The following is a 13798-nucleotide window of genomic DNA, read 5'->3' on the forward strand; positions in this document are numbered from 1 at the left end:
CTTACAGCTTGGCGTCGGCGGCCATCTGCACGTAGGTCGGATCGAAACGCAGCTTGAGGTTGCCGGTATCACCACTGGTCACGCCGTTGGCGAACGCCATGCCAACCGCGCTGGTGTCCTTCGCGCCTTCCCCGAGCAAGCCGTGCTGAAAGGAGAACTCGGCGACCTTGCGCATGGTTTCCGGCAGTTGTTTGCTGGTGGTGAAACTCAGCGCTTCGCTCGGTGTGGCGAACAGTTTGGTGGTGTCGAGTTGCGCCTGGAATCCGGCCAGATCAGTGCCCGAGGCCTTGGCCATGTGTTCCAGTGCGGCTTTGCTTGCAGCGTTCTTGGCGTTCATCAGCTCGACCACTTCGAACCACGCCCCGGTCAGCGCTTTGCCCAGCGCCGGGTTGTCTTTGAGGGTGGCGCTGTTGACCACCATCATGTCCATGATTTCGCCGGGGATCTGGCTGGAGTTGAACACTTCGGTCACGCCCGGTTTGGCCTTGATGTCCGAGAGCATCGGGTTCCAGGTGGTCACGGCGTTGACCTGCTCGGTGTTGAAGGCGGCAGAGATATCGGCGTCGGAAGTGTTGACCACTTTCAGGTCTTTCTCGGTCAGGTCGACCGAATCCAGCGCGCGGGCCAGCAGGTAGTGCGAAACCGACAGCTCGACCAGATTGACGTCCATGCCCTTGAGGTCGGCGACTTTCTTGCCGTCGCCCTTGAGGACGATGCCGTCGTTGCCGTTGGAGAAATCGCTGACGATCAGCGCGGTGCTGTCGACGCCGCCAGCCGCTGGAATGGTCAGTGCGTCCATGTTGGTCATGGTGCAGCCGTCGAACTGGCCGGCGGTGTACTGGTTGATCGATTCGACGTAGTCATTGAGCTGTACGACGTCGATCTTGATGCCGTACTTCTTCGCCCATTTGTCGACAATGCCCTGGCTGCCGGCGTATTCCCATGGCATCCAGCCGGCATAAATCGTCCAGCACACGCTGAAGTGATCTTTCTGGGCGGCGGGGGCTTGGCTGCTGATGAGCGCGGCGAACGCGGCGGCGAGCAGGGCGGGCAAACGTAGTCGGGTCATGGTGGGTTCTCCAGTTGATCAAGGGCGGACAGGAAGGCAACGCGGCACCGCGAACGGTGGCTTGTCTCCCGGGCTTTTGTCCCGCCGTGTAACCTCAACTGGAGGTCGCCAACTCTCGGACCAGCCACTCGCGATTGCGAGCCGGAACCCTAGTCAGCCATTGCAAATTGTGGTGCCGCGAACCTGTGATGACTCCTGCACGGGTTTGCTAAAGCGAGACGCGTGCCAAGTCGCGTCAGGCGCTCTGGCACGGGCGCGCGGGTTGCTTAGGGGTGGCGGCGCGGGCGCTGAGGCGCTTTGTGTTGGTGCGCGGCTGCACCGTGATGCAGCGTGTTTGCCGCTGATCCGATGGTTTGCGCCGTTGGCATCGAGGCGGTTACGGACGGGGTTATCACGGCGGCGGATATCACCGTGGGCACCACTAATCAGCGGCTGAATGATGGCGTTTTTGCGGATGAACAAGGTTTCATAGAGCACTTGTTTCAACTTGTTGCAGGGACGCACCAGATGCCGAAAACGCTGTCTGATTTTTCGACAGTCACCGATTAAATGACTGTCGCCTGCCAGCGTCGCTGGTATGGCCAACCCGCGGTCCAGGAGGCCGCCATGTATAGACGAATTCTTCTGCTTGCTGCGTTGATGTTTTCCGTTACCGGTTGCGTCCCGTACTCCTACGCTGACTCGTATTACAGCTCAGAGGTCTACACATCACCCGCACCGGCCTACTACAACACTGGCGGCACGTATTACAACGGTGGCAGCAGGTATTACGCGCAACCACGCTATTACCAGCCAGCACCGCGGTATTACCAGCAACCGCGCTATTACCAATCGGCGCCGCGTTACTATCAACCGGCCCCGCGTCACTACGAAAGCCGTCGCTGGCACGGCAATGATCGCGGACGCTGGGATGGCCACCGTCGCGGCGGTTGGGATAACGATCACCGCGGTCGTGGCAACTACGACCGACACAGCGGACGTGGCGACCACAACGGGCGTGGCAACCGCTGGTAATCACCCGCCAACAGAAAGCGGCGCATATAGCGCCGCTTTTTTTGTGCCCGGATTTTAATACTGCGTCAAATCCGCCAACGGATGCCGCCCCTCCCAAACCTTGTGAAAGTGCGCCTCCACCACTGCATCCGGCACAGTGTTGATGTCCGGCCAATGCCAGTGCGGCTTCTGATCCTTGTCAATCAAGCGCGCGCGAACCCCTTCGCTGAACTCCGGATGCCGGCAGCAATTAAGACTCAAGGTGTATTCCATCTGAAAGACTTCGGCCAGCGACATATGCCGGGCGCGGAGGATCTGTTCCCAGACCAGATGCGCGGTCAGTGGCGAGCCTTCGCTCATGGTTTTCGCCGCCCGCGCGATCAACGGATCGCTGCTGTCGCGTTGCAGGCCGATGGCTTTCCAGGCGCAGGTGACGTCGCTGACATCGAGCAATTCGTCGATCTGCTGCCGCCGTGGCAACCATTGCGCCTCGGGCATCTGCGCCACGGCCTCTTGCTGCAAAGCCTTGAGCAGGCTGTTGAGTTGCACGTCGGTCTGTTCCTGCCAATTGAGCTGCAACAGGCCTTCGATCAGTTGCGGCTGCTGTTCGTCGAGCAGGAAGCGGTCGGCCAGATCCAGATCAATTGCATCCCGACCGTTCATGTGCGCGCCGGTCAGGCCCAGAAATAAACCGAGCTTGCCCGGCAGCCGGGCGAGAAACCAACTGGCGCCGACGTCCGGATACAAACCAATGCTGATTTCCGGCATCGCCAGACGGCTGCTCGGCGTAACAATCCGCGTACTGGCGCCTTGCAACAGGCCCATGCCACCACCGAGCACGTAACCATGGCCCCAGCAGATCAGCGGTTTCGGATAGGTGTGCAGGCTGTAATCCAGGCGATATTCCGCGCTGAAAAACTGCGCGGCCAGCGGTGGTACTTCGCCGGGGTGAGCGCGACAGGCTTCCACCAGGCTGCGCACCTCGCCGCCAGCGCAGAACGCTTTGGCGCCATTTCCGCGCAGCAGCACGCAGACGATTTGCGCATCCTTGGCCCAGGCGTTCAGTTTGTCGCTGAGGGCGTTGATCATCGGCAGGGACAGCGCGTTCAGCGACTTTTCAGCATCCAGGCTGGCGATACCGATGCGGGCGCCGTCGGTGCCGGTGAGTTCTTCGAAGTGCAGATTCATCGTGACCTCGATCGGGAATTTGAACGATCAGTATGATCGTTGTGTGGGAAAGTGCCGGATCTGCGTCAGATCAATTGACAAGCGTGGCCGGCTTTCCTAGGGTTCGCCCCATTGTTTTTGCCGGGTATGACCATGACTGCTGACGACCGTATCAAACTCGAACCGAGCTGGAAGGAGGCACTGCGTGCTGAGTTCGACCAGCCTTACATGGCAGAGTTGCGCCAGTTTCTGCAGCAGGAGCGGGCGGCCGGCAAGGAAATCTATCCGCCGGGACCGATGATTTTCAACGCACTGAATTCGACGCCGCTGGATAAGGTGAAGGTGGTGATCCTCGGCCAGGACCCGTATCACGGCCCGGGCCAGGCCCATGGTTTGTGCTTTTCGGTGCAGCCGGGCGTGCCGGCGCCGCCGTCGCTGGTCAACATCTACAAAGAGTTGAAACGCGATCTGAACATCGACATTCCCAATCACGGTTACCTGCAGAGCTGGGCCGATCAGGGCGTGCTGATGATCAACACGACCATGACCGTCGAGCGCGCCAACGCCAATGCGCACAAGGACAAGGGCTGGCAGTTTTTCACCGACCGGATCATTGAACTGGTCAGCGAACGGCAGCCGCACCTGGTGTTCATGCTCTGGGGCGCCCATGCGCAGAGCAAGCAGAAGCTGATCGACGCGACCAAGCATCTGGTGCTGACGTCGGTGCATCCGTCGCCGCTGTCGGCGTATCGCGGGTTTTTGGGTTGTGGGCATTTCAGCCGGACCAACAAGTTTCTCGAGCAGAATGGCGAGACGCCGATCGAGTGGCGTTTGCCGCCGATTTGATGCGCTGACTGAGCCGGCCCCTTCGCGAGCAGGCTCGCTCCCACAGGTTCTTGTGGTTGCCACAGATTGTGCGCACACCTCAAAACCCTGTGGGAGCGAGCCTGCTCGCGAAAAGGGCGACGCGGTCTTACTCCGGATTACGATTCCAGTACTTGAACAACGGCTCAGCCAGAAACAGCACAAACAAAAGCCGCATCACCTGCATCGCTGTCACCAGCGGTACTGACAGTTGCAGCGTCTCCGCCGTCAGACTCATTTCGGCGATCCCGCCGGGCATCATGCCCAGTGTCAGCGAACGCAGATCCAGATGGGTCAGCGCGCTCAACCCCAATGCCGCCAGTGTCGCGATCAACATGGTCAACGCCGTTCCGATCAACGTCCGCCCCATGAATGAAGGCGCGCGGCGGAAGAACTGCCGGTTGAAATGGCACCCCAAACCGCTGCCAATCAACCACTGGCCAATCTGACTGCCGCCATTGGGCAAGCCAATGTGCAGATCCCAGCCAATACTCACCGCGGCACTCACCAACAACGGCCCGAACAGCCAAGGATTGGGTTGGCGCAAACGCTGCCAGAGCCACGCGAGCAAACCGCCCGCCGGAAACAGAATCGCCAGCCAGCGCCAATCGACGCTGCCAGCGTGGGAAATCGGTGTGCCATCACCCAGCAGATACTTGAACGCCGCCGGCACACACAGCACCACCACCAACACCCGCAAGCTCTGTCCCGCCGCGACGTGGCTGAGCATCGCGCCGTTACGCGCGCCAAGGTTGACCATCTCCCCGGAACCGCCGGGCATGCTGGAGAAAAACGCTGTCGCGCGATCTTCACCGGTACGGCGCATCAACCATACGCCGACCACCGCCGAGACACTGGTGACCAGCGCCCCAAAGAAGATCAAACCGAAATGACTGAGCACCTGCTCCATCACTACCGGGGTGAAGTGCAGGCCGATGCCGATGCCGACGATCCACTGGCCGCACTTGCGGCCGCCAGGGATTTCCGTGAGTTGCCACGGGGTCAGGCAGCGCACGAGGATGATCGCCAGCAACGAGCCGACCATCCACGGCAGTGGCCAGCCGATCTGGCTGGCGAGGTAACCGCCCAGCAGACCGACCAGCGGGGTTCCCCACCAGGATTTCAGTGAGGCGCGATCAAACATCGGCAATGGCGCGACGCGCGACCGAACGTTTGCGCCAGATGCGCAGCAGCGGCATCAGCAGCATGATCGCGGTCAGCACCCAGACACCGAAGGTGATCGGGCTCGACCAGAGGATTTCCAGTGCACCGTTGGAAATCGACAGCGCCCGACGCAGGTTCTGCTCCATCAGGCCACCGAGGATGAAGCCCAGCAGCACCGGCGACAACGGGAAGTCGAGCTTGCGCAGGATGTAACCGAAGATGCCGATGCCGACCATCAGGAACAGGTCGAACGTGGTGGCGTGCACCGCGTAGACGCCGATCCCGGTGATGATCGCGATTACCGGCACCAGTGCCCAGTTTGGCACCGCGAGGATGCGGGTGAAGATGCGGATCATCGGGATGTTGAGGATTACCAGCATGATGTTGGCGATGAACAACGAGGCGATCAGCCCCCAGACGATGTCCGGTTGTTGCTGAAACAGCAGCGGGCCCGGGGTGATGTTGTACAGCGACAGGGCGCCAATCATCACCGCCGTGGTACCCGAACCTGGCACACCCAACGTCAGCATTGGCACCAGCGCACCGCAGGCCGAAGCACCGATGGCAGTTTCCGGTGCGGCGAGGCCACGGGCGTCACCCTGACCGAATTTGCCACTGGCACCGGCGATGCGTTTTTCGGTCATGTAAGCCACGGCGCTGGCCAGCGTCGCGCCGGCACCCGGCAACACGCCCATGATGAAACCGAGCAGACCGCAACGGATGTTCACCACGAACACCGACGACGCTTCCTTGAAGTTGAACATCATCCGCCCGGTCGCTTTCACCGCTTCCTGGCCGCGATGGGTTTTCTCCAGCAGCAACAGAATTTCACTGACCGAGAACAGGCCCAACACCAGCACGACGAATTGAATGCCGTCGGTCAGGTGAATGTTGTCGCCGGTGAAACGGTACACGCCGCTGTTGGCGTCGATGCCGACGCTCGACAGGAACAGGCCGATCAATGCCGCGATAAAGGTTTTCAACGGTCGATCCCCGGCCATGCCGCCGAGACAGACAATCGCAAACACCATCAGCACGAAATATTCCGCAGGCCCGAAGGCTATCGCCCATTTCGCCAGCAACGGCGCGAACAGGACCATGCCGCAGGTGGCGATAAACGCGCCGATAAACGAACTCCACGCCGACAACGACAGCGCCACACCGGCCAGACCTTTACGGGCCATCGGGTAACCGTCGAGGGTGGTCATCACGGTCGATGCTTCGCCGGGAATGTTCAGCAGGATCGAGCTGATCCGGCCACCGTATTCGCAGCCCAGATACACCGCTGCCAGCAGGATCAGCGCCGACTCCGGCGGCAGGCCGAGGGCGAAAGCGATCGGGATCAGCAAGGCCACGCCGTTGATCGGGCCGAGGCCCGGAAGCAGGCCGACGACGGTGCCGATCAGCGTGCCGGTCAGGGCCGTGACCAGGTTGTACGGGCTCAGCGCGACGCCGAAGCCTTGACCCAAATAACCGAGGGTATCCATATCAGTTCTCCAGCACGTCGAGCAGGCCAAGGGGCAGCGGAACGTCCATCACACGGTCGAACAGCAGGTACAGACCGATGGCCATCAGCGTGGTCACCACGATGCTCGGCATCCAGCGACCGCCATACAGACGCGCCATCGGAATGCCGATAAGGATGCTGCTGAGGATGAAACCCAGCGGTTCGAACAGACCGGCGAACACCAGCAACAGTGCGACGCAAATGGCGATCTTGGTCAGGGTTTCGCGATCCAGTGGCGGCTCGTCTTCACTGTGTTTGATCGGCGCCGGGCGGAACACCATGTACAGCAGCGCCGCGCCCATCAGGCCGAGCATCAGCAGAGGAAAGGCGCGTGGGCCGACCGGTTCGTAGGAAAAGGCCGCTTGGTACGGCCACGCCATCAATGCCAGGCCGGCGCAAACCAGCAACAGCACGGAGGCGAAAATGCGTTGAATAAGCATGGGAACTCCTGTGCCGCGTCCCCGCAACCGGGAACGCAGCCGCTAGACAGAGACGATCACTGAATCAGGCCGAACTCTTTGGCCAGCACTTTGTAGTCCGCAACCTGCTTCTTCACGTAGGTGTCCAGCTCCGGGCCGGTCATGGCGAACGGGAACAGTTCACGCTGATCGCGCAGCGTGGCGAACTCATCGGAGGCCAGCAGTTTGTCGAACGAGTCTTTCCACCAGGCGTAGTCTTCATCGCTGACTTTTGGCCCGAGGTAGAAGCCGCGCACCACCGGCCAGACGATGTCGTAGCCTTGCTCGCGAGCGGTCGGAATGTCTTTCATTTCCGGCTCGTCGAGACGCTTGTCGGCAAACACCGCGAGCAAGCGCATGTCGCCACTCTGGATGTGCGGCATGGAGTCGGAAATGTCGGTACTGCCGACCTGAATGTGACCGCCGAGCAGGGCCGTGGCGATTTCACCGCCACCTTCAAGCGCAACGTAACGCAGGTCGCGCGGGTTGATCCCGGCAGCCTTGGCGATCAGTGCGGTTTGCATCCAGTCCTGGCTGCCAACGGTGCCGCCGGAACCGATCACCACGGAGCTTGGATCTTTCTTCAGTGCCTGAACGAGATCGTCGAGGGTCTTGTAGGGCGAATCGCTTTTCACCGCGATGGCGCCGTAGCTCGTGCCTACCGCTGCCAACCAGCGGACGTTGGTCTCATCGAAGCGACCGAACTTGCCCTGCGCCAGGTTCAACAGCGAACCGCTCGACCACGCCACCAGCGTACCGGCATCGGCCGGACGCTGCGCAACCACGGCGTTGTAGGCCACTGCACCGACACCACCGGGCATGTAGGTCACACGCATCGGTTTGCTCAGCAGTTTCTGATTGACCAGTGCGCTCTGCACCAGTTTGCAGGTCAGGTCGAAACCACCGCCGGGGGAGGCCGGGGCGATACATTCCGGACGTTTCGGTTCGGCCATCAGTTGGCCGGCAAACAGCATGCAACTGGCGGCCAGTGCAACTTTACGCAGTGACAGGTTCATTCGATTCTCCACGGGCATTGTTGTTATTCGACGTGTTTTTCTTCAGCAGGCCATTACCACAACGCAACGCTATAGCTCACCAGCAAACGCACTTCGTCTGCATCGCGAGCCGAGTAGTTGGAGCGGTAAGTGGCATTACGCAAACGCACGGCGACATCCTTCAAGGCGCCGCTTTGTACTACATATTTGATCTCGGTGTTGCGTTCCCACTCTTTGCCTTCTTCGCCGTTCTTGAGCTTGATGTTGTCACCGCTCAAGTAGCGGCTCATGAAACTCAGGCCTGGAATGCCGAGCCTGGCGAAGTCGAAGTCATAGCGAGCCTGCCAGGAGCGCTCCTCAGCACCGGCGAAATCATTGATCTGCACGAAGTTGACCAGATACGGGTCGCTGCCATCGACATACGGGAAGGCGCTGTCGCCGGACATGTGCTGATAACCGGCGCTGAACTTGTGGCCGCTCAGCGCATAGCTGACCAGACCGTTGAGCGAGCGGTTGTCGATCTCGCCGCCACGGGCCGCGCCTTGGTCATCGCTGACGGCAAAACGCAGGTCAGTGGCAAACGTGCCCGGGCCCATCGGCCGTGAAGCGACCAGGCCGAAGAAGTGCTGGTTATAGACTTCGTCGAGTTGGGCGAAGTGGTAACTGCCGGTGATCTTGTCGGTGAACTTGTAGTCGACTCCGCCAAAATCGAAGTGCTTGCCGGCGGCGGTGCCGGCAAAACGGCTGTTCTTGTTGTTGAGGGCGATGTCCTCGAAATCGGTGCTGTCGCGATCCTTGGCTTTCTCCAGTCGACCACCGGTGAAGGTCAGGTTCTTGATCTCTTTGGAAGTCAGCAAACCCCCTTCAAAGGTCTGCGGCAGGATGCGCCCATCGTTGGGTTTGAGGATCGGCAGTTCAGGAATCAGGCTGCCGATTTTAAGTTCGGTGGCAGAGATTTTTACTTTGCCGGTCAGGCCGACTTTGGAATACTCGTCCGCCGCGCGCCCGTCATCGTGGGTCGGCAGCAGGCCGGTACCGGTGCGGTCCGGGCTTGAATCGAGTTTGACGCCGAGCATGCCTAAAGCATCGACACCGAACCCCACGGTGCCATCGGTGTAGCCCGATTGCAGATTGAGCATGAAACCCTGAGCCCATTCGTCACGCTTGGATTGCTGAGCGCTGGTGCCATCGCGAAAGTCGCGGTTGAAATACATGTTGCGGGTTTCGAAGGTGGCGCTGCTGTCTTCAATGAAGTCGGCAAAACTCAACGGCGAAAAACCGGCGAGGGCGGCGGCACTGACGAGGGCGGTGTGGCTGAAACGGGAAGGGCGAACAGGCGTGGACGCCTGAGGCTGCATGGACGGCATGCGGGTGTACTCCGTTTATTGTTCTTATTGGTCGAAAACGCTTCATGGCGTTTTTCGTTACGCTGTGTGGCATCAGCGACGGCAGTCGGAACTGTCCGTGGGCCGACTGTAACGAGCTAACCTTTCGCTAACCTTTCAGCTGACTTTCACGGTTTTCGGGCTTCACAGCGGCGGTTGCGGCTGTAAACTCCGCGGCAAAGCGTGGCGCCGGCCATTCCTGAACGAGGTAAAAATCCATGCGTGTTCTGCTCGTCGAAGACCATCTGCAACTGGCCGAAAGTGTCGCTCAGGCGCTCAAGAGCACCGGTCTGACCGTGGATGTGTTGCACGATGGCGTGGCCGCCGATCTGGCGCTGGGCAGTGAGGAATACGCCGTGGCGATCCTCGATGTCGGCCTGCCGCGCATGGACGGTTTCGAGGTGCTCGCGCGTTTGCGCGCTCGCGGCAAGAATCTGCCGGTGCTGATGCTGACCGCGCGCAGCGATGTGAAGGATCGCGTCCACGGCCTCAATCTGGGGGCCGACGATTACCTCGCCAAACCGTTCGAGCTGACTGAGCTGGAGGCACGGGTCAAAGCCTTGCTGCGTCGCAGTGTGCTCGGCGGCGAGCGTCAGCAGCGCTGTGGCGTACTCGCCTATGACCTCGACACCCGGCGCTTCACTCTCGGCGAAGATTTGCTGACGTTGACCTCTCGCGAACAAGCCGTACTGGAAGCACTGATCGCCCGGCCGGGACGAGTGATGAGCAAGGAGCAACTGGCCGCGCAGGTATTCGGTCTCGATGAAGAGGCCAGCCCCGACGCTATCGAAATCTACGTGCACCGCTTGCGCAAGAAACTCGATGGCCACCCGGTAGCAATCGTGACGTTCCGCGGCCTCGGTTACCTGCTGGAAAGCCGCGATGCATAAGCCCAGCAGCCTGCGCTGGCGCTTGCTGTGGAACCTCGCGTTGCTGCTGGTGGTGTTGATGCTCGCCAGTGGTTTGAGTGCGTACTGGAATGGTCGCGAAGCTGCCGACACCGCCTACGACCGCACGCTGCTGGCCTCGGCCCGGACCATCGCCGCGGGCCTGTCGCAACGTGACGGCACACTGAGTGCCGATGTGCCTTACGTGGCACTCGATACATTTGCTTATGACAGCGCCGGGCGGATTTACTATCAGGTCAATGACATCCATCAGAAGCTGATTTCCGGCTACGAAAACCTGCCCGGCCCGCCGCCGGGGACGCCGCGAACCGACAGTTATCCAGCGCTGGCACGTTTCTACAACGCCACCTACAAAGGGCAGAACGTGCGCGTGGTCAGCCTGCTCAAGGCGGTGACCGAACCGAACATGAACGGCATGGCGGAAATCCGCGTCGCCGAAACCGATGAAGCCCGGGTAAGCATGGCGCGCAGTCTGGCGGCCGATACCTTGCTGCGATTGGGCATGCTGGCGATTGGCGCTTTGTTGCTGGTGTGGTTTGCGGTCAGTGCCGCATTGCGCCCATTGGAGCGTTTGCGCACAGCAGTGGAAGAACGTCAGCCCGACGACTTGCGGCCGCTGCCATTGGTTGAGGTGCAGCATGAGCTGTGGCCATTGGTGCGCGGGCTCAATCATTTCACCGAGCGCTTGCGTGGTCAGTTCGAACGGCAGGCGCAGTTCATCGCCGATGCGGCCCATGAACTGCGCACACCCTTGGCGGCGCTCAAGGCGCGACTTGAATTGGGTCTGCGTTCTAACGAACCCGAGACGTGGCGCACGACATTGGAATCCTCGGCGCAAAGCACCGATCGCCTGACCCATCTGGCCAATCAGTTGCTGTCACTGGCGCGCGTCGAAAACGGCGCGCGGGCGATTGCCGAGGGCGGCGCGCAGTTGCTCGATCTGAGCCAGTTGGCGCGAGAATTGGGCATGGCCATGGCGCCGTTGGCGCACAAGCGCGGGGTGGCGCTAGCGCTGGAGGCGGACGAACCCGTCTGGCTGCGCGGTGAGCCGACGTTGCTGAACGAGTTGTTGAGCAATCTGGTGGACAACGCTTTGGCGCATACGCCACCGGGCGGTAACGTCATTTTGCGCGTGACCGCGCCGGCGGTGCTTGAGGTAGAAGATGATGGGCCGGGGATTCCGCTGGAAGAGCGCGATCGGGTGTTCGAACGTTTCTACCGGCGTAATCAGCAGGTGGCAGGTTCTGGGCTGGGTCTGGCGATTGTTGGAGAGATCTGTCGGGCGCATCTGGCCCAGATCACTTTGCACGATGGCGAGCAGGCGGGGTTGAAGGTGCGGGTCAGTTTTATTGCCGGGTGATTGTGGTGGTTTTGCTGGCCCCTTCGCGAGCAGGCTCGCTCCCACACTGGAACGCGTTCTCCTGTAGGAGTGAGCCTGCTCGCGATGGCCACAATAAGGTCTCGGATCAGTAAAACATCGTCCGCGACTCTTCCAGATCTTCACACAGCGCTTTGTTCTCCGGATCGATCCCAAGCTTTCTGAACGCCGGAACAGTCATTGGATCAATCCGCGCAAACGGATGATCAGTGTCCTTGTGGCAGTACAAGCTCGCCACCTGCACCAGATCGACATAGTCAATTGCAGTCGAGTCGCGCTTGAAGTCCTGATAGCGCCCCGGCAATTCCACCAGTCGCTCCGGGAACTCCCAGACGCGCAACAACTTGTCGCCCAGCAACGGATGAATGTGATCGATCACATGGTTGAGGCTGACCGGGTCCGACAGCAGTTCGTAGTGGTCTTCGGCGTAGGTCAGAATCGGCAGCACACCGATCTGATGCACCAGCCCGCCGAGGGCCGCCTGATCGGGTTTGAGCTGCGTGTAGCGGCGGCACAGCGCGTAACTGACCCCGGCAATTTCCAGGCTCTTGCGCCAGACTTCGCGCATCTTCTGCTCGACCACTTCGGAGCGGGCGTGGAAGATCTGCTCCATCACCAGACCGATCGCCAGGTTGCTGCTGTAGTTGATGCCCAACCGGGTGATGGCCGTGTGCAGGTCGGTAACTTCCTGCGCGGCGCGCAGCAGCGGGCTGTTGACCACTTTGATCAGGCGCGCCGACAGCGCCGTGTCACGGCCGATCACTTTGCTCAGGTCGCTGACGCTGATTTCCGGGTCTTCAGCGGCCTTGCGAATCTGCAGGGCCACTTCCGGCAACGTGGGCAGAACCAGGTCATCGTTATCGATGGCCTCAACCAAATCCTGTTGGACTTTTTCCGCCAGTTCGCTCATTTAAACTCTCTAGGGTGTTGCAACAAATGCTGCGATCAGCGCTGGATTTCGCGGTCGCGATCCAGTTCGTAAGGCAGGTCGAGCAGATGCAGCGCGGGACCTTCGAGGGTGCCCAGATGCAAATCACCGGCTTCGGCAGCTTCGGCCTGCAGCACCGCCAGGAGTTCAATGTTTTGCCCGGCCTTGGCGGCCAGCACCACTTCGCCGATGGAACTGTTGTGGCTTGGCGCGAACAATTGTGTGCCAGGTTCCGGCAAATCAGCAGCGTCCAGGCTCAAGCGATACAAACGACGTTTGAGTTTGCCCAGGTACTGCATGCGCGCGACGATTTCCTGGCCGGTGTAGCAGCCTTTCTTGAAACTCACGCCGCCAACGGCTTGCAGGTTGAGCATCTGCGGGATGAACAGCTCGCGGGTGCTCGGCATGACCTGGCCGATACCGGCGCGGATCTGACCCAGCAACCATTGATTCAGCTCGGCTTCAGGCAGGGCGGCGGACAATTTGGCTTTGATCGCGTCAGCCTGATCGACCGGTGCCCAGAGTTCGGCGCGATCCGGCGAAACACGAATCGCGATCAGGCTTTCATTACGCACGAGGCTGTCGGTTTCTGCCGGCAAGTCCAGACCGAGGCTGGTCAAGGCGTTATCGCCATGCTCCAGGCCGAAGCGCACCCAAGCGGCGCTTTCATCGGTCAGTTTTGATTTGGAGAACACCGCGTACTTTTTCAGATCCGCCAGTTGCGGCTCGAGCAGCTCGCTGGCCATCGCCAGGACCACGCCGTCACCTTCGAGCAGAATGCGGAAGCTCGACTGCATCCGGCCCTTCTGCGTGCAGCGGGCGCCGAGGCTGGCGCGGCTGTCGCTGAGGTAATTGAGGTTGCAGGTCAACTGGCCTTGCAGGAATTTTCCGGCATCCGCGCCGCGAACCGCGAGAACGCCTTCATGAGACAGGGTGCAGAAAAAAGCAGAATCGGCCATGGGTCATCGCAGGGTAAATAGAC

The 13798-nt window shown here is 60.6% G+C and carries 14 protein-coding genes and 1 riboswitch; of the genes, 5 read left to right on the top strand and 9 right to left on the bottom strand.

From position 1 onward, the window contains the following. Position 1 precedes the first annotated feature (1 nt). The gene (locus PspS49_RS07140) at positions 2-1069 is read right to left on the bottom strand and encodes a putative urea ABC transporter substrate-binding protein (protein WP_160038658.1); all 1068 of its coding nucleotides are present in this window, start codon (positions 1067-1069) and stop codon (positions 2-4) included. Between the two features lie 63 nt (positions 1070-1132). After that, a riboswitch (guanidine-I (ykkC/yxkD leader) is annotated at positions 1133-1233 on the bottom strand. Positions 1234-1399: 166 nt separating this feature from the next. Between PspS49_RS07140 and PspS49_RS07145 the strand changes: the two genes are divergently transcribed. Then, positions 1400-1618: a hypothetical protein gene (locus tag PspS49_RS07145; RefSeq protein ID WP_150749320.1), complete on the top strand. Its 219-nt coding sequence runs from the start codon at positions 1400-1402 to the stop codon at positions 1616-1618. Positions 1619-1675: 57 nt separating this feature from the next. Continuing rightward, positions 1676-2083 (top strand): hypothetical protein, encoded by a 408-nt coding sequence (locus tag PspS49_RS07150; RefSeq protein WP_127926187.1) that lies wholly within the window; start codon positions 1676-1678, stop codon positions 2081-2083. 54 nt (positions 2084-2137) lie between these two features. On the opposite strand, the gene PspS49_RS07155 is transcribed toward PspS49_RS07150, so the two are convergent. Beyond that, complete coding sequence (locus tag PspS49_RS07155) at positions 2138-3250, bottom strand: enoyl-CoA hydratase/isomerase family protein (protein WP_160038659.1); 1113 nt, start codon at positions 3248-3250, stop codon at positions 2138-2140. A 132-nt stretch (positions 3251-3382) separates the two neighbouring features. On the opposite strand from PspS49_RS07155, the gene ung reads away from it, so the two are divergent. Further along, positions 3383-4075, top strand: coding sequence for a uracil-DNA glycosylase (ung, locus tag PspS49_RS07160; protein ID WP_007911441.1), 693 nt, complete (start codon positions 3383-3385; stop codon positions 4073-4075). 127 nt (positions 4076-4202) lie between these two features. Here ung and PspS49_RS07165 read toward each other — a convergent pair whose 3' ends face one another. Genes PspS49_RS07165 through PspS49_RS07185 form a run of 5 tightly spaced genes read right to left on the bottom strand, consistent with a single transcriptional unit; the run spans position 4203 to position 9584 of the window. Further along, complete coding sequence (locus PspS49_RS07165; protein WP_038358335.1) at positions 4203-5237, bottom strand: AbrB family transcriptional regulator; 1035 nt, start codon at positions 5235-5237, stop codon at positions 4203-4205. Next, positions 5230-6744, bottom strand: a complete 1515-nt coding sequence (locus tag PspS49_RS07170; RefSeq protein ID WP_007911435.1) for a tripartite tricarboxylate transporter permease — start codon at positions 6742-6744, stop codon at positions 5230-5232. The genes PspS49_RS07165 and PspS49_RS07170 overlap by 8 nt, the downstream gene beginning before the upstream one ends. A gap of 1 nt (position 6745) precedes the next feature. Beyond that, on the bottom strand, positions 6746-7204 hold the full coding sequence (locus PspS49_RS07175; RefSeq protein ID WP_007911434.1) for a tripartite tricarboxylate transporter TctB family protein: 459 nt from the start codon (positions 7202-7204) through the stop codon (positions 6746-6748). A 56-nt stretch (positions 7205-7260) separates the two neighbouring features. Next, positions 7261-8238 (bottom strand): tripartite tricarboxylate transporter substrate binding protein, encoded by a 978-nt coding sequence (locus PspS49_RS07180; RefSeq protein ID WP_160038660.1) that lies wholly within the window; start codon positions 8236-8238, stop codon positions 7261-7263. Positions 8239-8291: 53 nt separating this feature from the next. Continuing rightward, positions 8292-9584: an OprD family porin gene (locus PspS49_RS07185; protein ID WP_127926190.1), complete on the bottom strand. Its 1293-nt coding sequence runs from the start codon at positions 9582-9584 to the stop codon at positions 8292-8294. Between the two features lie 236 nt (positions 9585-9820). Between PspS49_RS07185 and PspS49_RS07190 the strand changes: the two genes are divergently transcribed. Both PspS49_RS07190 and PspS49_RS07195 read left to right on the top strand, forming a co-directional pair. Next, entirely contained in the window at positions 9821-10492 is a 672-nt protein-coding gene (locus tag PspS49_RS07190) for a response regulator (RefSeq protein WP_122600688.1), read from the top strand. Continuing rightward, a complete protein-coding gene (locus tag PspS49_RS07195) occupies positions 10485-11870 on the top strand; it encodes a sensor histidine kinase (protein WP_095119116.1) in 1386 nt (461 codons plus the stop codon). The genes PspS49_RS07190 and PspS49_RS07195 overlap by 8 nt, the downstream gene beginning before the upstream one ends. A gap of 106 nt (positions 11871-11976) precedes the next feature. On the opposite strand, the gene PspS49_RS07200 is transcribed toward PspS49_RS07195, so the two are convergent. After that, positions 11977-12798: an HDOD domain-containing protein gene (locus PspS49_RS07200; RefSeq protein ID WP_016984704.1), complete on the bottom strand. Its 822-nt coding sequence runs from the start codon at positions 12796-12798 to the stop codon at positions 11977-11979. A 35-nt stretch (positions 12799-12833) separates the two neighbouring features. Beyond that, on the bottom strand, positions 12834-13775 hold the full coding sequence (locus PspS49_RS07205; RefSeq protein ID WP_127926191.1) for a folate-binding protein YgfZ: 942 nt from the start codon (positions 13773-13775) through the stop codon (positions 12834-12836). Positions 13776-13798: the final 23 nt, after the last annotated feature.

Origin of the sequence: Pseudomonas sp. S49, assembly GCF_009866785.1 — a bacterium.
In the GTDB taxonomy this organism is placed as follows: Bacteria; Pseudomonadota; Gammaproteobacteria; order Pseudomonadales; family Pseudomonadaceae; genus Aquipseudomonas.